At 45.0% G+C, this 22,506-nt stretch carries 18 protein-coding genes; 13 read left to right on the top strand and 5 right to left on the bottom strand.

Going from position 1 to position 22,506, the window contains the following annotated elements:
• Positions 1-56: 56 nt before the first annotated feature.
• Entirely contained in the window at positions 57-680 is a 624-nt protein-coding gene (locus GVO62_RS12815) for a gamma-glutamylcyclotransferase (RefSeq protein WP_159119579.1), read from the top strand.
• 40 nt (positions 681-720) lie between these two features.
• Entirely contained in the window at positions 721-1,239 is a 519-nt protein-coding gene (locus GVO62_RS12810) for a GNAT family N-acetyltransferase (protein WP_159119575.1), read from the top strand.
• A 58-nt stretch (positions 1,240-1,297) separates the two neighbouring features.
• On the opposite strand, the gene GVO62_RS12805 is transcribed toward GVO62_RS12810, so the two are convergent.
• On the bottom strand, positions 1,298-1,906 hold the full coding sequence (locus tag GVO62_RS12805; protein ID WP_159119574.1) for a peptidylprolyl isomerase: 609 nt from the start codon (positions 1,904-1,906) through the stop codon (positions 1,298-1,300).
• A 49-nt stretch (positions 1,907-1,955) separates the two neighbouring features.
• Positions 1,956-3,188 carry a methyltransferase gene (locus GVO62_RS12800; protein ID WP_159119573.1) on the bottom strand — a complete coding sequence of 411 codons (1,233 nt, stop codon included), beginning with the start codon at positions 3,186-3,188 and terminating at the stop codon, positions 1,956-1,958.
• A gap of 297 nt (positions 3,189-3,485) precedes the next feature.
• Between GVO62_RS12800 and GVO62_RS12795 the strand changes: the two genes are divergently transcribed.
• The 5 genes from GVO62_RS12795 to GVO62_RS12775 all read left to right on the top strand — a co-directional run bounded on the left by GVO62_RS12795 (position 3,486) and on the right by GVO62_RS12775 (position 6,900).
• Positions 3,486-4,127 (top strand): alpha-ketoglutarate-dependent dioxygenase AlkB family protein, encoded by a 642-nt coding sequence (locus GVO62_RS12795; RefSeq protein WP_105930780.1) that lies wholly within the window; start codon positions 3,486-3,488, stop codon positions 4,125-4,127.
• Between the two features lie 6 nt (positions 4,128-4,133).
• Positions 4,134-4,454: a BolA family protein gene (locus GVO62_RS12790; RefSeq protein ID WP_159119572.1), complete on the top strand. Its 321-nt coding sequence runs from the start codon at positions 4,134-4,136 to the stop codon at positions 4,452-4,454.
• 34 nt (positions 4,455-4,488) lie between these two features.
• The gene (locus GVO62_RS12785) at positions 4,489-5,190 is read left to right on the top strand and encodes a phosphatase PAP2 family protein (RefSeq protein WP_236547151.1); all 702 of its coding nucleotides are present in this window, start codon (positions 4,489-4,491) and stop codon (positions 5,188-5,190) included.
• Between the two features lie 55 nt (positions 5,191-5,245).
• Positions 5,246-5,866 carry a nucleotidyltransferase family protein gene (locus tag GVO62_RS12780; protein ID WP_173360126.1) on the top strand — a complete coding sequence of 207 codons (621 nt, stop codon included), beginning with the start codon at positions 5,246-5,248 and terminating at the stop codon, positions 5,864-5,866.
• A 134-nt stretch (positions 5,867-6,000) separates the two neighbouring features.
• Positions 6,001-6,900 (top strand): LysR family transcriptional regulator, encoded by a 900-nt coding sequence (locus GVO62_RS12775; protein ID WP_159119570.1) that lies wholly within the window; start codon positions 6,001-6,003, stop codon positions 6,898-6,900.
• 12 nt (positions 6,901-6,912) lie between these two features.
• On the opposite strand, the gene GVO62_RS12770 is transcribed toward GVO62_RS12775, so the two are convergent.
• The gene (locus tag GVO62_RS12770) at positions 6,913-7,917 is read right to left on the bottom strand and encodes an L-threonylcarbamoyladenylate synthase (protein ID WP_159119569.1); all 1,005 of its coding nucleotides are present in this window, start codon (positions 7,915-7,917) and stop codon (positions 6,913-6,915) included.
• Positions 7,918-8,137: 220 nt separating this feature from the next.
• On the opposite strand from GVO62_RS12770, the gene GVO62_RS12765 reads away from it, so the two are divergent.
• Positions 8,138-9,754 (top strand): NADH-quinone oxidoreductase subunit L, encoded by a 1,617-nt coding sequence (locus GVO62_RS12765; RefSeq protein WP_159119568.1) that lies wholly within the window; start codon positions 8,138-8,140, stop codon positions 9,752-9,754.
• Complete coding sequence (locus GVO62_RS12760; RefSeq protein ID WP_159119567.1) at positions 9,754-12,165, top strand: DUF2309 domain-containing protein; 2,412 nt, start codon at positions 9,754-9,756, stop codon at positions 12,163-12,165. The genes GVO62_RS12765 and GVO62_RS12760 overlap by 1 nt, the downstream gene beginning before the upstream one ends.
• 50 nt (positions 12,166-12,215) lie before the next feature.
• Here the strand turns inward: GVO62_RS12760 and GVO62_RS12755 are convergent, their stop codons facing one another.
• The gene (locus GVO62_RS12755) at positions 12,216-13,580 is read right to left on the bottom strand and encodes a nitrate regulatory protein (RefSeq protein WP_159119577.1); all 1,365 of its coding nucleotides are present in this window, start codon (positions 13,578-13,580) and stop codon (positions 12,216-12,218) included.
• Positions 13,581-13,900: 320 nt separating this feature from the next.
• Positions 13,901-14,188, bottom strand: a complete 288-nt coding sequence (locus GVO62_RS12750) for a hypothetical protein (protein ID WP_014948232.1) — start codon at positions 14,186-14,188, stop codon at positions 13,901-13,903.
• Between the two features lie 434 nt (positions 14,189-14,622).
• Between GVO62_RS12750 and GVO62_RS12745 the strand changes: the two genes are divergently transcribed.
• The 4 genes from GVO62_RS12745 (at position 14,623) to GVO62_RS12730 (ending at position 22,499) form a co-directional block, all read left to right on the top strand.
• Entirely contained in the window at positions 14,623-16,188 is a 1,566-nt protein-coding gene (locus GVO62_RS12745) for a SulP family inorganic anion transporter (protein ID WP_159119566.1), read from the top strand.
• A gap of 328 nt (positions 16,189-16,516) precedes the next feature.
• Positions 16,517-19,066 (top strand): nitrite reductase large subunit NirB, encoded by a 2,550-nt coding sequence (gene nirB / locus GVO62_RS12740; protein ID WP_159119565.1) that lies wholly within the window; start codon positions 16,517-16,519, stop codon positions 19,064-19,066.
• Positions 19,067-19,123: 57 nt separating this feature from the next.
• A complete protein-coding gene (nirD, locus tag GVO62_RS12735) occupies positions 19,124-19,492 on the top strand; it encodes a nitrite reductase small subunit NirD (RefSeq protein WP_159119564.1) in 369 nt (122 codons plus the stop codon).
• 88 nt (positions 19,493-19,580) lie between these two features.
• Positions 19,581-22,499 carry a nitrate reductase gene (locus GVO62_RS12730; protein WP_159119563.1) on the top strand — a complete coding sequence of 973 codons (2,919 nt, stop codon included), beginning with the start codon at positions 19,581-19,583 and terminating at the stop codon, positions 22,497-22,499.
• Positions 22,500-22,506: the final 7 nt, after the last annotated feature.

Raw genomic sequence — 22,506 nt, 5'->3', positions numbered from 1 at the left:
ATCTATGCGGATTGGTATTATGAACATCTGAAACTGGCTACGGAATAGAGGTGACAATGATTGAATTGGCGAGTTGGCTAAATACTCAAAGTGAAAAACACATGGTGTTAGGTTATGGAAGCTTGCTAAGTAAAGAGAGTCGAGAGCGCTACTCGAACATTTTCACAAAAGGGATCCCTGTAACGGTTTCAGGCTTTGAACGGGCGTGGGTAACGCGTAGTCTTCAAGAAAAACAGACTTACGTTGGCGCATTGGCCAACTCGCACAGCAAATTAAATGCCCAGCTCATACCTACCCTTATTAACCCTGCCTTACAGGAGCGAGAAAAAGATTATCGGTTTGTTGAGGTAAGTCCCAGCGCGCTTAATTTTCACCTTCATGAACCCGATGAGTCTTCGTTGATAGACAATGTGCTGTCTCAATTCACCTTCTGGATTTGTGAAACCCTAGCGTGCGAACCAGCAAGTGAAGAATTTCCCGTTCACCAGACGTACGTTGACACCTGCTTGGCCGGCTGTTTAGAACACGGTGGCATTAAAGAAGTTGAGCGTTTTGTAACTCATACCTCGCTGTGGGAGCATCCAAGGGTAAATGACAGGGCAAAACCGAATTATCCGCGGGCGGCAAAAGTGAATAATGAAGCTATCAAGCGCATAGACAATATTTTAGCAAAGGGCTAGTGTTTATAAATAACGAAAGCGCTCATGCGAAAGGTTCATTGTGAATACAAATAGCTCTATTTTTACAAGGAATGATATTACATTGCGGCCCCTTACTTTCGACGATAAGCAGTGGGTACTTGCGCTTCAGCAGGACCCGTTATGGCTTAAATATATTGGAAGTAAAAATGTCAATACACTAGACAATGCGTGCGATTATATCGGCAGAACAAATGCGCAAAGAGAAGAGTGGGGATATGGCCTGCTTGCCGTTGAGGCGACAGACACGAAACAGCCTTTGGGCGTTTGTGGGCTATTTAATCGTTTTGCGTTTGAGTGTCCTGATTTAGGCTTTGCTATGCTGCTAGAGGCAAGAGGTCGTGGCATATGTTATGCGGCATGTCAGTGCGTTATAGCCTGGTCTGCTTCCGAAGGATATCGCTTTTTAACCGCGATGACCCACCCAGAAAATATGGCATCGCAAAGGCTTTTACAACGTTTAGGATTCAAAAAGCTGGGATTTTACTTCGATAAAACCTTCCCAAAGCAGCATTTGTTTAGGCTGGATTTACAGCCATAAAGGAACGTCCTCTATGGCTGTTTTTTTCAAAAGTTCTTACCGTAATTTTGCCCTAGCGTTACAACGGCGGTAGCACGGTCATTTTTTTAATAATGATTGGTTCAATCGGAACGTTATTCGCGTTTAAGCGGATTGAGTATTCGGTTTCTACTTCCGACATGGCATCAACAATATCTTCACCGTCCACAATCACGCCAAACACTGCGTAGCCCCAATCTCTGCCCGGGTTTAAGCTACTGTTGTCATTTACGTTAAAGAAAAACTGACGATTTGCCGTATGCGGGTCACCCTGTCTCGCCATTGCTATGGTGTGTAGGTCGTTGGTCAAACCGTTACCAGACTCGTTAAAGATATCGGGGAAATTTGATTTGCCATTGAAGTCGGTCGTATAACCGCCACCTTGCACCACAAAGCCCGGCACAATGCGATGAAAAATGGTGTCTTCATAAGCACGCTTATCTACATAGCGAAGGAAGTTATTTACCGTAATGGGCGCACGTCTTCTGTCCAATTCTACCACGATATCACCCATGGTAGTTTCAATCTTTACCCGTGGATAATAGTTATCTGGCTGAACCTGAGAGCCATCGTCTTTCTTTGCCATAGCTGCTGAACTGCTGCCTATCAACATAACGACCGTTAGCAGTGGTAAAAGTATTTTTCTCATAAAAATGCCTTTAAATTTAATCCTTAATTCGCGTATTTCTTTTTCGCACCTAGCGTTTCGCAGTGCCTAAGATAACGAACTTTTTATCGCTCGCAAGTACCTTGGCACCACCGAACAATTTTTTAAGTTTAATGTGATAGTCCAGGTGCCGGTTACCCACCACAACAAGATGCCCACTTTTTATAAGCAATTCTCGTGAATCGGTGAACATCTGCCATGCAATATGATCGGTAATGGCGTTTTGTTGATGAAACGGTGGGTTACACAATATTTTGGTAACAGCGGGTTTGTATTCACGCTGCAGAAGGGTTTCTAAACAGTTACTTGCCACAAATTCACACTGATCGATCTTATCTGGAAAGTTATTGAGCACGTTTAGTCTTGCGCTCTCTAACGCCATATAAGACTCATCCACAAATATAACCTTGGCATCCGGCGCAAGAGACAATGCATTGACGCCCAATACGCCATTACCGCAACCTAAATCTACCACCACGTCATTAGCACTTATCGTCATGTGCTCTAACATAATGCGCGCACCAATATCTAATGACTGACGTGCAAATGTGTTGGCTAGGTTATCTATGTTTAGCGTTATACCTGTTGTGCTTTTACACTGCCAGCGGGTAGGGTAAGGCGAGTCAGCCTGCTTTAAAGATGGTCGAGGCGAAGCGAAAATTAGCCGCGATTTCTTTTTTGCAAGAGAAGTGGTTGTGGGGCCAATATATCGCTCAAAAAGGTTGAGCACAGATTTTGTGATGGCTTTTACTTTGCCCGTCGCGATGATCTGAGTGTCAGGTGTAATATATTTCTGTAAGTCAATAAGCTGCTGTTCTAGCAGCGCAAGTGCACGTGGGACTTTTACTACAATAATTTGGGGAGCTTCTGCTGGAGAAAACGTTGAACTTTCAACACTGGTAAGTGTTTGCACAGGAGCCGTTTTTAGCGCCTCTGATTTATCATTATCTGATGTATCTAATAATTGGTTAGCTTTTAGGTTCTCGTGTAAAGAACGCAATGATATGTAAGAGTCAGATACCCAGTAAGGCGCTAAATGCGAGAACCAGCAGCCTAACGCACCAAAATCATCGTTAAAGATCATCATTGAGCCATCACTTTCACCGGTACCGATTGGAAAAGCTCCTTCACTCAATAACGATTCAATGTGCTCAATAATGAGTTCGTCGGCACTATCCCAAGCCTGAAGGCTTATATGTTGATGCTTTTCAGGGTAGCGAATAAGTGAGAATTGTCGGTCGGCAAAAATAAATTCTGTATTCATTAGCGTCTGTATTTTAGGAAAGGCTCACGACATTCACTAAAGCGAATGTGCATTTGATGAATTATAAGTGTGTATCTTATCATACCCTCGGTAGCACTCTAGCCAATAACTGCTGCTGTTTTACTGAAGCATGCCGGAATGAAAGACATTTCCTGAATCAGCGAAAGGATGGGAGGTCAAAAAATCAATCCACTTACACGGTGCTTGCGTATTTAGCAGCATAAAGTTAAGCATAGATAACACTGACTTTCATTATTAAGCTAAGACTAAGCACCAAGGGAAGCGAAAAACGTACGTATGCAATACTCTCTATTTGAGGCACCCCGAAACGAAGCGTCGCCTTATAAACTGCCATTATCCGAGGCTGATGTTAGGTACTTTCCCAGTGCATTGTCGCAAGATGACGCAGATAGCTTCTTTGCCTTGTTAAAAAATGAACTTCCTTGGCAACAGGACACGATTAAGTTATTTGGAAAGTCGGTAAAAATACCGCGCTTACAAAGCTGGCATGGCGACCCAGAGTGCACCTATACCTACTCTAATTTAACCATGGCGCCAAACCCATGGACGAAGAGTCTTTCGTCAATAAAAGCAAAGTGCGAGGCTCTGTGTGCACAAAGTTACGGCACACGGTTTAACAGTGTTCTTGCTAACTGGTATCGAGATGGTAAAGACAGCATGAGCTTTCATTCTGATGACGAGCCTGAGTTAGGCATGAACCCTGTTATTGCTTCAGTGACGTTAGGTGAAGCAAGACCGTTTGTCTTTAAACATAAAGAAACAAAAGAAAAGTATACGCAAGTACTTGAGCACGGCAGCGTATTGATTATGGCAGGAGCAACACAAAGCCATTATGTACATGGTATTGCGAAGACGGCTAAGCCTATCGGTGGTAGAATTAACCTTACATTTCGACATCTTATTCAAAGAGCAAGGTAAGCCAAAATGCAAGTAAAAACGTTTCTTGAGTCAACTATTGAAACAGCACTTAGCCCGAGTTATTTAGAAGTGGTTGATGAAAGTTTTATGCATAATGTGCCCGATGGGGCGCAAAGCCACTTTAAAGTGACAGTGGTGAGTGATGCCTTCGAAGGAAAACGACTGATTGCCAGGCATAGAGAAATCAACGGCCTTGCTGCTGAGGCGCTACAAGGGCCGGTACATGCGTTAGCACTTCATACATATACACCCTCCGAGTGGGAAGCGCGTGGCGGACAGCCTCTAACTTCTCCTGATTGCCTCGGTGGGAGCAAGTACAAAAAATAACGCTTTTTATCGTAACGATTGGAAGTGGAACAGAATGAGTGAAATGGAAAGCAGCGATATGAAAAATAGCGGTACGTTTGCCCCGTACGTCGATTTTATTAAGACCCCAGCCATTCAAGTATTATTCTTGGGAACTGGTTTTTTACTTGTGATGCTCTTTGTTTATATGGGCGTGCTAACGTCTTTTGACAACAGCGTATTTGAAGCGCTTAGTACCCTTGGTAGTGTGGAAGGCTGGCGGGGCGATGTGCTTAGAGATACCACAGCGCTAGGCAGCAATACGGTGCTTATTTTCGTGGTGGTATCAGTCGCTGGAGCCTTGGGCATGGCGGGAGAGAAGAAAAAGGCGTTAACGTTTGTTAGTGCTGTAGCAGCGGGAATTGCGATGACATTTTTACTAAAAGCAGGTATCGATAGGCCGCGTCCATCGCTTACCATGCAGCATGTTGATGTGTACACGCAAAGCTTTCCATCGGCGCACGCTACGCTATCTACCCTGGTATACTTCTATCTGGCGAATTTACTCACGCAATTATCGCAAAGTACGAAAGTGCGAATATGGATTTATGTTGCCACCGCCTTCCTGGTGTTTTGTATTGGGCTGAGCCGCGTTTTACTCGGTGTGCATTGGCCGAGTGATATTATCGCAGGATGGTTTGCCGGTGGAAGCATGGCGGCGTTTTGCTTTTATGTTATTAAGTGGAAACGCAAACTGCGTATCAAACGTGAAGCCTAAACAAGATGAGTTGTGTAAACGACTCGGTGAGATAATCAAGCGCGATCCCTTTAAAATGCGGTGCCTTCGTGCCTTACGTACCCTTGCATTACCACAAGGGTATATTGGCGCAGGGTTTGTTCGAAATGCCATTTGGGATGAACTACATCAAAAGGTTTCGCCTACCCCACTAAATGATATCGATGTCGTTTACTTTTGCGATAAAGTTACTATACCCAACAGTAGCGCTGAATATAAAAGCACAAAAGAATCACTTTCCCAATTAGATTTTTACCATGAAGCGCTATATGCAATTAAGTCGCAGGAGCAATTGTTTCAACATGAACTCTCCCGCCTCGTACCACACGCTAACTGGCAGGTTAAAAACCAAGCGCGTATGCATCTGGCACATAATCACTCTGCTTATCGAAGTTGTCATGACGCCATTTCATATTGGATAGAGAAGGAAACCTGCGTAGCGGTTCGCCTCTTAGCGAATGATGATGTAGACATAATCTGCCCCTTTGGCTTAGAAGCAAACTTTGCTGGAACGATAAGTATTAATCCCAAATATCCAAGGTCTGATGTTTTTGAACAGCGAGTAAGGTCTAAAAATTGGCTTAAGACTTGGCCTTTGTTGAAGGTAGTTAAAAAACACATGCGAAATTGTAAAGGTCTACTTCAGCGAAATGAATGAGCGAAAGCCACGGCTTTTCCTTTATAATCTTTATATTAGAAAGGCTGCAGCCTTTTGATTTATTGCATATTATGAGCGTCAGTAAACGTTTTGTTTAACGTGGTTATTTCGCTTAAGTTATTAGGGTTTTGTACATGGCTAGAATGAACTATCACCACCTTTACTATTTCTGGCGTGTAGCAAATACCGGGAACCTCACTCAGGTGGCAAACGAGATTCACTTGTCTCAGTCTGCAATTTCAGCGCAACTTAAACAATTCCAAGAGAATTTAGGTGTAACCTTACTGAAAAGAGAGGGGCGAAAGTTAATACTTACCTCTCAAGGGAAGCAGGTTTTAGAGTATGCGGATGAAATATTTTCAAAGGGAGAAGAGCTAGAAAACCTGATAAATAAAGGTATTCCCTCTCAGTCCAGCCATGTGGCTATTGGTGTTCTTTCTAACTTATCGAGAAACTTTGTAGAAAGCTTTACTTTGCCATTAATAAACGACAAATTTACCACTTTCTCGTTGCAGACGGCTGGCTTAAGTAATCTTCTTGACGGTCTATCTAGCTTTCGCTTCGATATTATTCTTACGAACCACAATATAGAGCTAGGTCAACAAAAAGGCATTTGGCACAGTGAATTAGTCTCTCGACAAGCTATTGAAATAATTGGACCGGCAAAACCCCGAAAAGCAAGAAAATTTCCTCAGAGCTATGCTGATGCCTCGTGGGTCCTTCCTTCGCAAAACAGTGAAATACGCTCGGCCTTTAGTATTGCTTGTGCTCGAGCACAATATACGCCCAACGTAAAAGCTGAAACTAACGATATGGCAATGCTGAGGCTTCTCGCGAGAGATAGTGGCGCTTATTCTGTAATGCCGTCTGTTGTTGTTCGAGACGAAGTTGCCAATGGTCTTCTTTATGTTCAGCAGAGTTTACCAGATGCATACGAGCATTTTTATGCTGTAACACTCGCTAAAAAGAAAATAACACCCCAAGTTCAAAAGCTCATTGATAACGCCAAAAGCGACATCACGGTTATGACGTAATAGATAGAACCGCTATCTAGCCACGACTCGGCCTATTCGATTGTTTATCGCTAACCACGAGTTATCGCTAGGCGTTTCCTCTAAATATATACAGCGTAAACTCTGCATATCGAGTTGATAAAGAGACGAGTAGAAATGCGCACTGTACTTAGCGGGATCTCTAGGTAGTCGCAATACATTGCAGTTTTTACTTTTCACATTTACTGAATCAGCCGTGTGGGAAATCACCCCTTCATCAGCACGAAGCTGCATTTTGGACAACGCCTCTGTTGAAAGTAATTGCACAGGGGTGTTCGGCTGGTAGTGTTGTTTGGCGCTACCGGGTACGGTCACACCTAAGTTGTCGGCATACTTAACAGGCTCGCTCAGCGCTTGCTCTATCATCAAATCATCGATAGGTCCGGGGCGAACAATAGTGGGAATGGGTGTCGTAATATCTAAAATAGTCGATTCGATACCAACACCTGATTGGCCACCATCTACAACGGCAGCAATACGTCCGTCTAGTGATCTCAAAACATGCTCTGCACAGGTGGGGCTAATGAATTTATATTTGTTAGCAGAGGGGGCTGCCAAGCCTTTTTTCGTAGCCCGGATTAGCGACATAAAGTTTTCACTTGCAGGAGCTCGAAGCACAATAGTGTCGTGGCCGCCCGTCACTTTATCTGATACCCAATGCTGCTTTTTCAACAACAAAGACAAGGGGCCAGGCCAAAAAACGTCTGCTAACTTGTACGCAATATCCGGTATGTCTTTGGCCCAATGTGACATGTCATCAACGCTTTCAATATGCACTATCAACGGGTTATCAGCAGGTCTACCTTTTGCTTCAAATACTCTTCCAATTGCATCTTCGTTCGTTGCGTCGGCTGCTAGCCCGTAGACAGTTTCGGTTTTTAAAGCAACGCATTCACCTTGCCTTATAAGCTCCGCAGCAGTAGCAACGTCTTTTGGAAAGCGCAGTACAGAAGTTTTGTAATTCATGAAGTTCTCAGCAGTTTTTTCTAAGTGCATCATGCAATGTCTTTAAAATTAATCAAAATGGATTATTTAAATGAAAGTGATATATATTTTAGAACTATAAAATTAACAAATTCCCCTAATTTTCTGAATATAAATGATTTTATCCGTGAGTTAATTTTAACAATTAAATTAAATAGAATGAATTTGTTCTAATTATATATTTTTTATAATTACTTGGGCGTGCTCTACTTCAAGGCAGGAAAAGGAGGATTGCATGTCGTCTCAAACAAGTTCATTTTTACTAATTTTACTACCGCTATTTTTGACTGCCATGTCATGGTTCAGCGGCTCGAAGAACACAGTATTTTCAAAGCTATACGTTGAGCGAGTGGCGATTTGGGGCACCATAGCACTATTTTCGCTCTCTCTTCTGGTGGGGCTATTTTCACCAGCCTCACCCAGCCTCGATAGTATGATAGTGACACTCTCGCCAGTGAAATCCGCAGTTATCTTAACAGTAGTTATCATTGGTGTGATTTTAATGCGATTCTCAAGAAACTATTTTGTGGGCGAAGCATGTTATCCTCGATTCTTAAAATGGATGCAGCTAACCTTGGCATCAGTTGTGGTAACAATACTAGCTAATCACTTTGTGATCTTTTGGTTAGGTTGGCTCTCGGTTAGTCTTTCTCTGCACAGGTTGTTACTTCTTTATCCGGAAAGGTCGCGAGCAGTTGTGGCGGCTCACAAGAAGTTCATACTAGCCAGAGCATCCGAGTTGCTGATGGCTGGCGCGTTTATTCTTTTATATAGCGCTTTTGACACGCTATATATCAACGACATTTTTACACTTATAAGTAATGCCTCTGCCGGTGAAGCAAACGGCGTTGTCGCTTTAACTCTCAGTGCGCAGCAATCCTCTTACTCACTATTTGCAGCATGCCTTATTTCGTTTGCCGCACTAATTAAGTGTGCCCAATTACCTGCACATGGGTGGCTAATTAATATTGTTGAAGCACCAACACCTGTCAGCGCATTACTTCACGCAGGCGTTATTAATTTAGGGGGATACCTCTTATTAGCCTTCGCACCGCTAATTTCACTTTATTCTGAAGCCCAGTGGATATTGGGTATTGGAGCAGGCCTAAGCGTATTTTTCAGCGCATTAGCAATGACCACCCGTGTCACGGTTAAGGTTCGCCTTGCGTGGTCAACGTCGTCACAAATGGGACTAATGCTTATAGAATGTGCCCTTGGGCTTTATGCGCTCGCGTTAATTCACCTCGTTGCCCACTCGTTTTATAAGGCATACGCGTTTTTAAACTCAGGTTCAGCGGTTTATGAAGCACTTGAGCATGATATCAGTGCACAGCGAACACCTACATTTGCAGATTGGTTAAACGCGCTGTTCGTTACCTCGCTGATAGTACTAGCAAGTTTCTCACTCACCGAGTATCAAGGCCCTGCAAGCCCTTGGGTTCTCGTTACCTTAGCGTTTACTGCTTACATTGCCATGCGAACCGCAACGTCGGATCAGACTCAGCTCTATATCCTAGTGGGTGTTTCAATTGGCTTGGTTACTCTCTACAGCTACGTTAAAGCCTTTGTTGCTGAAACGATTCTTTATCGCTACCCGCAGCCAGCTGACATGTTCTCACCCGTTGATACATGGGTGGTGAGCATTATTGCAGCACTTTTTATTATTCATTTAGTCATGCTTTCCTACGGGCACAAAAAAACAGTGCAACAGTTTAAGCAATTGCTTTTCGGTGGGCTTTACCTTGATGAATGGTTTACCAAGATCACACTTAAAATTGCCCCAGTTACACTTAGGCAAAACACAGGAAAGCGTCAGAAATCAGCGTCAATTACACAGATAGGGAGCAAATAATGGCAATCGTATCTCTCAATACGTCGAGTCTTGATGAAAAGCGTATCCAGCGAGCGGCAGCAGAAGCCTGTGGCAGTGTCGCGCCTAATTTTCCTCTCGATAAGCTAATTGCGGTAAACCCCTTTTGGAAGCTTATCGACAAGCCTTTTCAAGATGTATCGGCAAGGGTTCATGCACTCACGGGTATTACTGCATTGATGCCCGCATCTTACTGGCTTGACCTTTATAAAGAAGGCGCTATTTCAGATAAAGCCATAGAGCATAGTTTGGCGCAATATGATGTTGGCGTAAATAAAGATATATTTATTGCGTCAATGGAAAATGAACGCTCTGCTGTGACCTTACCTTTGCTTACGAAACACTTCGACGCTTATCGCAGCAATAATGAAATGACATGGGAAGAAGAATGTATATTTCAGATAAGTCAGTTTTGTGCTGCCTATTTTCAGCACGAATCACCGTTAGTGCAAATTGAGGGAAATACTCCTGCAAATACCCTTTATAAAAGCTGGTTGAACGGTCTTAAACACGATAGTGGTATTAGCGTTTTAATGAATACGAAGAGCCTGAAAAAAATATTTAGTTCTTTGCCGAGTGACGTTGATACGCTGTTAAAAGAAGCAGTAGATGAGCTAAACATTTCTTCACAACACGCTAAAGATTATTTTTATGCGCTGATTATGAACCTAAACGGTTGGTCCTCTTATATCGCATATAGAACGTGGCTTAAGGAGTGCAATGAACTGCAAGGTTTATTAGCTATCCGTTTGGCGTGGGAGCTCATTGTTTATCGCTATTATCGTGAATTTGATAAGGATAAAGCACAGCAGGTTCATGTACGTTTTGGCTTTCTCATTAGACAGTTAGCTTCACGCATAGCGCGGCAAAAAGAGGCCGAGCGGGGGCTTTGGGTGATGATGTATGCCTATGAATATGAGCAACAACAGCGTCTTCAATCTAAGCTAACTTCTGCGTCACCAGCAAAGCAGCTTGCTCCCGACACGCAAGCAATATTTTGTATCGATGTACGCTCAGAGGTAATACGTCGAACGCTAGAATTAAAAAGCCCCACAATAAAAACTATGGGCTTTGCAGGCTTTTTCGGAATGCCCATTTCTTATGCGCCAAAGCACACTGATGCCGAAAGACCCCAGTTACCCGGGCTTCTCTCACCGCAGCTTAGAGTGAATGAGAAGAATGTGGTTGCCCATAGAGCTGAGATGACGCAACATCGAGCGATGTGGCATAAATGGAGTAAATCGCCTCTTGGCAGTTTCTCAATGGTTGAGTCAGCAGGCTGGTGGTACGCCTTCAAATTGCTGAAGAACACCTTGCTTCCATCAAGCAAAGAAAATCCAATTAACGCCCTAAGTCACCATTGCGAATGGGAAATTAGTAATAAAGAAGGCCCTATTGGCCTTGAGGATAAAGTTGCTCTAGCGGCCGGTGCGCTAAAAATGATGGGAATATCCATATTCGCACCAACGGTTTTACTGGTTGGTCATGGGAGTAAATCAAGAAATAATTTGCATGCGGCTGGCCTTGACTGTGGCGCGTGCGGAGGTCAATCCGGCGAAGTAAATGTTAGGGTACTTGCTCAGTTGCTCAACGACAGCGACGTGCGTAAATCGCTTATAGCAATGGGCTATAAAATTGCTGGCAATACACGATTTATTCCCGCTTTACACAATACCACAACCGACGATATCGAGTGTTTCGATAGCCCTGTTCCAGAGAAACTTAAAAACTTGCTTATTGATGCAAAGCACCAAGCGCAAAAGGAACGCGCGAAACACTACAGTAAAAATCTGCCGTTTGAATCCGATAAAAAGCGTAATCAACGCTTTCAACACAGAGCGAGTGATTGGTCACAGGTTCAGCCCGAATGGGGGCTTGCTGGGAATTCCTCGTTTATTATTGGGCCAAGAGGCAGGACCCGTGGCGTTGATCTTGAAGGGAAGACCTTCCTGCATGACTATGCGTGGCAAACAGATCGAGACTCATCGATATTGGAAACTTTAATGACGGCGCCCATGATTGTGACGAATTGGATTAATAGCCAATACAACGCGTCTGTAGCAGACAACAACAAGCTAGGCAGCGGCAATAAGGTCCTGCATAACGCACTTCACAATAATATTGGGGTTTTCGAAGGTAACTCCGGTGACTTGCGTATTGGTTTGTCAAAACAATCGCTTTACAACGGTCAACGATGGGTTCATCAGCCTGAACGTCTAAGCGTTTACATTGTGGCCCCGAATACGAAAATTTATGACATTGTTCAAAAGCACAAAATGCTGCAGGACCTTGTCAATAACGACTATCTATATTTGTTCAGTTGGGAACACCCTGCTGTCATAGAGCGCTTATATAAAGGGAAATGGTACAAGTCGCACGGCTTGAGTATGTAAAAAAGTATTGTGTGTAGGAGTAGTGACAAGGATGTCTTTTATCCTATTATCTACCTTTTTCGAGGCCCATTTGCTGAGGGGCGTTGTGCGCTTTTGGCGGCAATATTTACTATCTTAGCGGCAATGGCCGCGATGGTTGTATTTTCGCTCATGGCTTGTTTTTGCAGTCGGCGATACGCAGTGTTTTCGCTTAGCTCAAATTGCTCCATCACGACCAGCTTTGCTCGGCTTATCAGCTTCTGATCTTGGATTGCTCGCTTAGCTTCTTCGAGTTCTCGTCCCATGTCTTCTATGTGTTGGGCTTGTGAACGCAGTAAATCATAAAAAGAGCGGTGTGCAGATAACGTTTTTGTCTGCTCGCTGAGTGAAAGCGTTTTGTTTTCGTCTTCTTTCGTGTCTTCCGCTAAGCCCGGCATGCTTGGGTCGAACAATAAGGTAAGTGGTGAGCCATCAGTAGCATGCTCATCATTGAAGCGCGTAAGGAGTTGTTGGTGGTTCGCCATTTCATGTTTTGCCTCGGCTACTTTATTGTTGGCCTGCTGTGTCAGGGCTTCGGTGAGCGCAACCTCGATAGTCTGCATTGCATCAATACGACGTGTTGCCACATCAAACCAAACTTCTGATATTTCACCGGCAATGGGGCTGCCGTCACTAAGTTGTGCAATCATATTTCTAAGCTGCGTGATATTAATTGTTGCAGGGCTCTTGTTTAACGCATCGAGTGCGTCTTTGTGCGGTTCACAACTGAACTCACTAAAAATACTGAAGTGTTGGTCTTGGGCCTGTTGAAGTGCTGTAAGCTTTTCGCACAGGCGCGCATCAAAATGGGTTTCCGCAAAACCTATTGCGCCCCACGCGCGTTCTTGCCCTGCATACTCTTTAGCCTGCATAAAATTAAATAAGGCAACCAGTAAGCGTGTAATTGTCGGGTCGCTCGCGATATCCGCAGCTTCAAAAATAACAGTAAGTAAACTAGCCACCAGACGGCTGTAAGCGCGCGTAGATTCAAGCGGTGTTAGCTGCTGTTTGCTCACTTGCTCTCTCAAGCGAGGCAAATAGTCTGTAGCCTGCATAGCGAGTGTAATGCTGCTCAGCAAACGCGGGTTACCTGTGATGATCTCATCAGTCAGATACAAGGCTTTTAATTGGCTTTTCAGCATGGATTCCGCTTGTTCGCTGGCAGTAACATATTGCATTCGCTCTCTGCCATAGCGCTCGCCTTTTGAAGCAAGAAAGATATTGCTGGCCCCGCGCTCTTTTTGTAATTCATGAATGAGTTCACGAACCGCAATGACAATACGACAGTTGCTAGAAAGCTGCTCAAGCACGGTGATTTCAGCGACCTTAGCCGCTAACAAAAAACGCTTAGTCGCGTCGCTACAAAGTGCAATGGTCGGTTCAGGTTCATGAAGCATATTAAGGCCTGCTGCTTGTTGGCAAATACGTTTCGCATTTATCTCGATAGATGCGTTTTTATGCGGAAACCATGTTTGAAACTCTTCGTTCTTCAATTTAAGCAACAAGCAACACTTATGCCCTGTTTATTAGAATTAATGAAGATAAATGCCAGAGTGAACAAAAACGCTCTGAATGCTGATATCTAGCGGCATCCGGTGTGGCTGAAACTTTTACTTAAGGTAACTTTATAAGGGGGCGGGAAGGTGAAAGACGTCGGGAAGAAAGAGGCTGCGCCAAAATGGTGCAGCCTTGCAAATTATGTGGTTTTACTTCCAGATTAGTTTCTGACTACGCGAAGAAACCAGCCCACAAACAGCGAAATCAAAAAACCGAAGAAGGCAATCATTGTGGTGATGGTTAACATTTGCCCAGAAAAATCAGCATTCTCGCCAGTGTGCTCGCTAACCAGCATTCCTGATGCTTTAAAAATAAACAATGCCGCTACAGAAAATAGTAAAATTACGGCGGTCGACATGATAGTGGCTTTCCAATAAGCCTTCGGCGACATCCAATGAATAGCGCCTGCCACTAGCACGCACAAAATAGTCAGAATATAAGGTACCACTTTAACTCCTCGTTGAATAAGACATGTGCCTTATTGCGACGTCTTATCGTAGCCCCGTATTAGAAATCGAAGCGTATTGAACGACGCGGTTGATAAAAACCATTACACGATGCCATGTACGATGCAATTTGTCAGCATTCGCTATTAAATTAAGCCCTGAAACCGTACATGAAATATTGACAAGCTCACGGCATAAGGAAGGGGGCAAAGAGCCCTGCGCTTATCACGTAAATGCCGAGTAGTTCAGGCTGGGGCCTGTTGATCTTTGCTGTACATCAACGTTCAACAGGCCCTAGTAACAATCTATTAAAAGATTTTAAGCGACAATGATGATAGAATCGCCGAAAAAATCTCCTACCTACTTGGTGTTCTGCTATAGCGCGGTGTACGCCATGGTGGGTTGTTGTGTTTAACATCTTAGCTTCTGAGAGAACATGTTCGATTTAATTACCAGTAAAGACAGCAACGTTAAAAACGACGTGCTATCAGGTATTACCGTGGCGCTTGCCTTGGTCCCTGAAGCCGTAGCATTTGCATTTGTAGCCGGCGTAGAACCAATGATTGGTCTTTATGCGGCTTTCATGATGGGCTTAATCACTTCCGCTATTGGTGGGCGACCAGGAATGATTTCTGGTGCTACCGGCGCCATGGCCGTTGTAATGGTGGCACTGGTTGCCCAACACGGCGTGCAATATCTATTCGCCGCGGTTATTTTAGCCGGCTTACTGCAAATTATGTGCGGTATATTCAAGCTCGGAAAGTTCATCCGCCTGGTGCCATATCCGGTAATGCTAGGCTTCGTAAATGGTTTGGCGATCGTAATTTTCTTGGCGCAATTAGGCCAGTTCAAAGTCACTAACGCTACTGGTGAGTTACAGTGGATGGAAGGTACATTACTTTATTGGATGCTAGGTCTTGTGGCGTTAACCATGGCCATAATCTATTTGTTGCCTAAGCTAACTAAAGCCGTACCTGCGTCGCTTGTAGCGATTGTTACGGTGACGTTGTTAGTACACGGTCTCGACTTAGAAGCACGCACGGTAATCGACTTTGTTCGTGACTTGTTACCTGCTGACCAGCGCGACACCGCGACGCTAGCGGGTGAACTTCCTAGCTTTGCTATTCCCATGGTGCCGTTCACCTGGGAAACATTCATGATAGTACTACCAACCTCAGTGATTCTTTGCTTAGTCGGTCTTATTGAATCGCTTCTTACTCTTTCATTAATTGATGAAATGACCGACACCCGCGGTCGAGGCAATAAAGAGTGTGTTGGCCAAGGTGTTGCAAATACCGTTAACGGTTTCTTTGGCGGTATGGGCGGTTGTGCCATGATTGGTCAAAGCATGATCAATATAAACTCTGGCGGCCGTGGTCGCTTATCCGGTATTACTGCTGCACTTGTACTATTGGGCTTCATTCTATTTGCTGCACCGCTTATTGAAATGATCCCGCTTGCTGCTCTTGTTGGCGTGATGTTCGTCGTAGTTATCGCTACCTTCGAATGGGCGTCATTCAGAATTATTCGCGGCGTAAACAAAGAAGATGCCTTTGTGCTATTTCTAGTGACAGGCGTTACGGTTATTGCCGACCTTGCCATTGCGGTGGTTGTGGGTGTTATCGTTTCAGCCCTAGTATTTGCATGGAAACACGCTCGCCATATCGAAGCGAAGTCGCACATTGATAACGACGGCTGGAAAGTCTATGAACTAGATGGCCCACTTTTCTTTGGCTCGGTATCGCATTTCAAAGACTTGTTTGATATCGCTAACGACCCTAACGATGTAGTTATTGACTTTAAAGACTCACGTATTTGGGATTCATCAGGTATCGATGCACTAGATACCCTTGCAGATAAATACGAAGAGCAGGGTAAAAAGCTTCACATTCGTCACATCAGCGATGAGTGTCGTTCACTGCTTCGCAAGGCCGACAAATTTGTTGAAATTAACGTAGTTGAAGACCCTCGCTACCGCGTAGCGACGGATAAACTCGCCTAAGTTATTTGATAGCGCTTAATGCACCAAGTAAACACAGTTTTGCGTTTGTTTGGTGCAGTTGTGAAGTCTGTATAATGCTTATTTTGTAGTAAATCAAATAAAAACAATTGTTTACGTTTTTGGCACTGAACTTGGATAGCTATAAACGTAAAGTGTGTTTTGGTGATTTGTGTCAATCGCTGAAAATTGTGTGATTTATAACACTCCGTAAAATGTGTTAGCTAGAGTATGCTGATCTTAAGTGTCAGTATTAGCAAAATAGGCAACGAAGCCCGCATCAACGAAAGTTGAAGCGGGCTTTTTTTTGTCCCGAAAAAAGGGGAATACCATGACTTCATTGGACTCAAAAACGCAAATTGTCGTCGTAGGCAACGGCATGGTGGGGCATCATTTTGTTGAGCAGCTTCACCAAAGCGATGCCAATGTAGAAATAACCGTTTTATGCGGCGAGTCACGCCTCGCGTACGACCGCGTTTATCTGTCATCTTTTTTTAGCGGCGCGAGTGCTGATGACTTAGCGCTTACTACACCCGCTCAGTACGCCGAATGGGGCGTAAACGTAGTCACCAATGCCTTAGTGACCGATATTGACCGTGACCATAATAAAGTTACGACTTCAGAAGGGCAGGTGTTCAACTACGACAAGCTGGTTCTTGCCACCGGTTCTTATCCTTTCGTGCCTCCCATTCCCGGGAACGACCAAGAGCATTGCTTGGTCTATCGCACCATAGACGACCTGCTCGCTATTGAAGCGTCAGCAGCGGTGAGCAAAGTAGGTGTTGTCGTAGGTGGCGGTCTTCTAGGTTTAGAGGCAGCGAATGCCTTAAAGCAAGCTGGGCTAGATACTCACGTGGTCGAATTTGCGCCACAGCTTATGGCAGTGCAGCTAGACCAAGCCGGTGGGACCGTGCTTAAAGACAAAATTGAAGATTTAGGCGTAACCGTTCATACCCAAAAAGCAACCCAAACTATCGAGGCCGGTGATACTTGCCGCTATAAAATGGTGTTTGCAGACGGCACTGCACTAGAAACTGATATGATTTTATTCTCTGCCGGTATTCGACCTTCTGATCAGCTCGGCAGAAAGTCAGCGCTAACACTGGGTGAGCGCGGCGGTATTGTCATTGATAGCCACTGCTTGACGTCTGACCCTAATATTTACGCGGTGGGCGAATGTGCACTGTGGGATAACAAAATTTTTGGCCTGGTTGCACCTGGCTACACCATGGCGCGAACCGCAGTAAGTCATATCACCGGCGGCGATGCCGAGTTCGCTGGCGCAGACATGAGTACCAAACTCAAACTAATGGGTGTGGAAGTGGGCTCCATTGGCGATGCACACGAACGTACAGAAGGTGCTCTAAGCTACACCTATTTGAATCAGCCTGATGGCGTGTATAAAAAGCTGGTAATAGATAGCGAACAAAAGCTCGTGCTTGGTGCTGTACTCGTTGGTGATACCAGCGACTACGATACGCTATTACAATATGCGCTTAACGGCATCGAACTGCCTGAACATCCAGAGAGCCTCATTCTTCCATCATCCGATGCCGCACCAGCATTAGGTGCCGATGCACTGCCGGACACCGCCTCTATTTGTTCGTGTCTAAACGTGACAAAGGGCGACATTGTCTCAGCTATAGAAGGTGGCTGCTGCAGCGTTGGCGATGTAAAAGGCGAAACCAAAGCCAGCACAGGGTGTGGTGGTTGTGCCGCCCTGCTTAAAAATGTAGTGGATTGCGAGCTTGAAAAGCGCGGTGTGGAAGTATCAAAAGCCATTTGTGAGCACTTCAACCACACCCGACAAGAGCTGTTTCACATTGTTAAAGTTAACGGCATTCGCACCTTCGACGAACTACTTGAACAGCATGGTGAAGGTTTAGGTTGTGAAATTTGTAAACCTGCTGTCGGCTCAATTTTAGCCTCGGTGTATAACGACTACATTCTTAAGGCTTCACATCTTCCTCTGCAAGACACCAACGATATCTACCTTGGCAACATGCAAAAAGATGGAACTTACTCGGTTGTACCGCGTGTACCTGGTGGCGAAATAACGCCTGAGAAGTTGATTCTGCTCGGCGAAGTGGCAAAAGAATACAACCTGTACACCAAGATCACGGGTGGTCAGCGCATTGATTTATTTGGTGCGCGCGTAGAGCACTTACCGGATATCTGGGAAAAACTGGTCGCTGGTGGTTTTGAAACCGGCCATGCTTACGCGAAGGCACTGCGTACAGTGAAATCGTGTGTGGGCAGCACATGGTGCCGCTACGGTGTACAGGATTCTGTTGGCACTGCCATTGACTTAGAGAATCGTTATAAAGGCTTACGTGCGCCGCACAAAATTAAATTTGCCGTCTCGGGGTGTACCCGTGAGTGCGCAGAAGCCCAAAGCAAAGACATTGGCGTTATTGCTACCGAGCAAGGTTGGAACCTGTATGTGTGCGGGAATGGCGGCATGAAGCCTCGACATGCAGACCTGTTTGCCACCGACCTAGATACCGAAACCCTTATTAAGTACATCGACCGCGTGCTGATGTTTTATGTGAAAACGGCCGACCGCTTACAGCGCACATCGGTGTGGATGGATAACTTAGAAGGCGGTTTAGCTTACTTGCAAGACGTTGTGATAAACGATGCTCTTGGCATTAATGGTGAGCTTGAAGCACAGATGGATGCTGTGGTTGATGCTTATCAGTGCGAATGGAAAACCACTATTGAAGATCCTGAATCTCGTAAGCGTTTCCGTCAATTTGTAAACAGTAGTGCCAGCGACACCAATATTCAGTTTGTTTCAGAGCGCGGACAGGTTCGCCCAGCCACGGAAGCTGAAAAAGTAGCAGGGAAGGAGCAATTTATTCCCGTCTCTATGGTGTAGCCCATAGACTTAATGGTGTAGCCACTGGCTTATCAACCTTGTTAGGAGATACAAATTATGACAGCTGCGCAAAACATAATAGCGTCGGAACAGGCAGTGCAATGGCACCTTGTTTGTGAGACGAAGGACCTAGTGACAAACAGTGGCGTTTGCGCCCTTGTTGACTCACAGCAAGTAGCGCTTTTTTGCTTGAAAATAAAGGGCGAAACTCAGGTTTTTGCCATTAGTAACTACGATCCTATTGGTAAAGCAAACGTGCTTTATCGTGGGCTTTTGGGGTCGATAGGCGGCGCACCAGTTGTCGCTTCGCCGCTGTACAAAGAGCATTACTTTTTAGAAACGGGGCTGTGTAAAGAGCACGATGATGTATTCGTCACGGCTTACCCTGTAAAGGTAGAGGGCGAGAAGGTATTTGTAGGCATTTAAGCGAACAGCCCTTATTTGAATGCCCATATGAATAAAACCTTCTTGCAAAAACGCATTCAATTACTGCGAAATCGAAAAAGGTAATGACATGAATATGGCTACACGACAACCCGACATGATGTCTGAACAATTAAGACAAACAACATGCCCTTACTGCGGCGTAGGGTGTGGTGTAGATATCAGTTGCAACGTAAGCACGCGTGCCATAACCCTGGACACTGTTAAAGGCACGCCAGAGCATCCCGCCAATTATGGAAGATTGTGTGTTAAAGGAACCAACCTGCTTGAAACAAATGACCTAAATGGACGTTTGCTACACCCAACCATAGCAGGTCAACCGGTGGATTGGGACACGGCCACCGATGTTATTGCGGATAAGATCACATCTACCATTGCGCAGTATGGCGCGGATGCCGTTGCTTTTTATGTATCAGGCCAGCTTCTCACCGAAGACTATTACATTGCCAATAAACTTATGAAAGGTTATATCGGCAGTGCCAATATAGATACCAACTCTCGTCTTTGCATGTCATCAGCCGTAGCCGCTTATAAGCGCGCCTTTGGTGAAGACGTGGTGCCTTGTGATTACACCGACTTAGAGTGTACAGATTTATTAGTCATCACCGGCAGCAATACGGCGTGGGCGCACCCCGTGCTTTTTCAGCGCATTCAGCGAGCAAAGCTGAAGAACCCAAATATGAAAGTCATTGTCGTCGACCCGCGCAAAACCGAAACCTGTACGATAGCCGACTTACACCTTCCTATAAAACCAGGTAGCGACGTAGCGCTGTTTAACGGCTTGCTAAGCTATGCAAACGCACAAGGTAGAATAGATAGGACCACCGTAGAGACCTATGCCGAGGGGCTTGATAAAGCGCTTGAAAGTGCGAGTAGCTTAACGCTGGATGACGTGGCTAGCGTATGCGGTATAGAAAAAAGCAAGGTTAAGGCTTTTTTCGGCGCATTCTGTGAAGCATCTAGTGCCATTACTTTTTATTCTATGGGCGTGAACCAGTCTTCTGCTGGCGTAGATAAAGCCCAAGCCATTATTAACTGCCACCTAGCTACAGACTTGATTGCCAAAGACGGGTGTGGGCCGTTTTCCATCACAGGTCAGCCCAATGCCATGGGGGGGCGTGAAGTCGGTGGTTTAGCTAACATGCTAGCTGCCCACATGGATTTAGAAAACCCTGAGCATATCGAAGCAGTAAAAACCTACTGGGACGCACCTGTTATGCCCAAAGGGCAGGGGCTCAAAGCTGTAGACCTCTTTAACGCAATAGAAAGTGGCAAGGTTAAATTCGTTTGGATAATGGGTACTAACCCTGTTGTCAGTATGCCCAATCGCGGGCAAGTTGAGCGCGCACTTTCAAAGTGCGAGATGGTCGTAGTGTCTGATATTGTTGAATCGAATGATACGCTTAACTACGCTCACATTGCCCTTCCTGCCACGGGGTGGTCGGAAAAAGACGGCACAGTGACGAACTCAGAGCGCCGTATTTCACGTCAGCGCGGTATATTGCCCCCACCTGGAAGTGCAAAACACGATTGGCAAACCATGTGTAACGTGGCGGCTAAAATGGGTTTTGGCGAGGCATTCAACTTTACCCATCCGTCACAAATATTCTGCGAATACGCTGGCTTAACTGGCTATCACAATAATGGTAAACGCCAGTTAGACCTATCACCTTTGCAAGGGCTTAGTGAAGCTCAGTACAATGGTCTATCACCTGTTCAGTGGCCTTTTTATAACGCAGCTTTAAATACGTCTTCACCTGGCGCTAAGCTCGAAGCAAACAATAAGCCTAATCTTATTAGCAAGCGCCCCTTTGAAGATAAGCAGTTTTCGACGCCTAGCGGTAAAGCTAAGCTCATCCCAGTAACCTATAAAGCGCCATTGCAGGTGACATCAGATGCTTACCCTTTTGTAGTTAACAGCGGTCGAGCGCGAGATCAATGGCATACTATGACGCGCACAGGTAAAGCCGCAAAGTTACTTGCCCATATGCCCAGCGCATACGTGCATATCAACCCTAAAGATGCAGCTGAATTGGGCGTTGAAAGCGGAGATCTTGTTTCTCTTTCAAGTGCAGTATGTAAAGACGCCCCAGTTATCTACCCTGTAAAAATGGATACGGATATGCGCAAAGGGGAAGTATTCATTCCCATTCATTGGTCGGCACAATGGGGGTCTCACAGTAAGCTAGGTGCACTTTACGCCAGCGCGGTAGACCCTATTTCAGGGCAGCCTGAATTAAAACACGCTGCTGTGGCCATTGCGCCTGTACATTACGCTACCTATGGGAAACTCTTTTTTTCATCAAAAATACAATCGTCACACAGCTTAAAAACAAGCATTGATAATCCAAACATTGATAATCATGATACGCTAAAGGAAATGTGTGATTACTGGAACAAAACTCCGCTTGAGGCCGAAAGCGCTACATCAAAAGAAAGTAGTACTGAAGAAGCGCTATCAGTATTAAACGTAGCTTCGAACAAAGGTCGTCGAGATTTTACACAAGGGTTGATACCTCTGCTGCCGCAAAACGCGGTGCTATTGCAGTTTCATCACCATGCATACTCAGTATGCTTAGCACTTGTCGATGACGTACTCTGTTTCGCGGCGTTTTTAGGCAATGAGCCAGAAAAGACTGCAAGGGCTCCAGCAGACGCACATACAACAGCGGCGGCAGCGCCACATTCAACAAGCACATGGTCAGTACCTAACGAATGGCTAGCCAGTCTTCTCAATACATCTATTTCCACAGACATACAGCGCAATTTATTGCGAGGCCAGGTGGATGAAGCGTTTCTAAATGGCGATGTAGTTTGTAGCTGCTTTGAAGTACGAGAAAAGACCATTACAAATGCCGTTGAAGAAGGCTGTAGTTCGGTGGCAGAGCTTGGTGAAGCATTAAAGTGCGGCACCAACTGTGGTTCTTGCAAGCCCGCCTTGTCTCAGCTTATCGACAAGCATTTAGTCATAGAAATTCAATCTATTTAGGAGCGTT

It is taken from the genome of Alteromonas sp. KUL150 (assembly GCF_009811475.1).
GTDB lineage: Bacteria > Pseudomonadota > Gammaproteobacteria > Enterobacterales > Alteromonadaceae > Alteromonas > Alteromonas gracilis.
Note: the sequence above shows the minus strand (reverse complement) of the source record. Positions and strands in the feature narration are given on the sequence as shown.

Excerpts from the sequence above, each read along its gene's own strand:
- nirB (WP_159119565.1), top strand. The coding sequence starts at position 16,517 with ATGACTTCATTGGACTCAAAAACGCAAATTGTCGTCGTAGGCAACGGC.
- GVO62_RS12770 (WP_159119569.1), bottom strand. The coding sequence starts at position 7,917 with ATGATGCACTTAGAAAAAACTGCTGAGAACTTCATGAATTACAAAACT.
- GVO62_RS12760 (WP_159119567.1), top strand. The coding sequence starts at position 9,754 with ATGGCAATCGTATCTCTCAATACGTCGAGTCTTGATGAAAAGCGTATC.
- GVO62_RS12795 (WP_105930780.1), top strand. The coding sequence starts at position 3,486 with ATGCAATACTCTCTATTTGAGGCACCCCGAAACGAAGCGTCGCCTTAT.
- GVO62_RS12755 (WP_159119577.1), bottom strand. The coding sequence starts at position 13,580 with ATGCTTCATGAACCTGAACCGACCATTGCACTTTGTAGCGACGCGACT.
- GVO62_RS12730 (WP_159119563.1), top strand. The coding sequence starts at position 19,581 with ATGAATATGGCTACACGACAACCCGACATGATGTCTGAACAATTAAGA.
- GVO62_RS12790 (WP_159119572.1), top strand. The coding sequence starts at position 4,134 with ATGCAAGTAAAAACGTTTCTTGAGTCAACTATTGAAACAGCACTTAGC.
- GVO62_RS12800 (WP_159119573.1), bottom strand. The coding sequence starts at position 3,188 with ATGAATACAGAATTTATTTTTGCCGACCGACAATTCTCACTTATTCGC.
- GVO62_RS12775 (WP_159119570.1), top strand. The coding sequence starts at position 6,001 with ATGGCTAGAATGAACTATCACCACCTTTACTATTTCTGGCGTGTAGCA.
- GVO62_RS12805 (WP_159119574.1), bottom strand. The coding sequence starts at position 1,906 with ATGAGAAAAATACTTTTACCACTGCTAACGGTCGTTATGTTGATAGGC.
- GVO62_RS12780 (WP_173360126.1), top strand. The coding sequence starts at position 5,246 with ATGCGGTGCCTTCGTGCCTTACGTACCCTTGCATTACCACAAGGGTAT.
- nirD (WP_159119564.1), top strand. The coding sequence starts at position 19,124 with ATGACAGCTGCGCAAAACATAATAGCGTCGGAACAGGCAGTGCAATGG.
- GVO62_RS12785 (WP_236547151.1), top strand. The coding sequence starts at position 4,489 with ATGAGTGAAATGGAAAGCAGCGATATGAAAAATAGCGGTACGTTTGCC.
- GVO62_RS12815 (WP_159119579.1), top strand. The coding sequence starts at position 57 with ATGATTGAATTGGCGAGTTGGCTAAATACTCAAAGTGAAAAACACATG.
- GVO62_RS12745 (WP_159119566.1), top strand. The coding sequence starts at position 14,623 with ATGTTCGATTTAATTACCAGTAAAGACAGCAACGTTAAAAACGACGTG.
- GVO62_RS12765 (WP_159119568.1), top strand. The coding sequence starts at position 8,138 with ATGTCGTCTCAAACAAGTTCATTTTTACTAATTTTACTACCGCTATTT.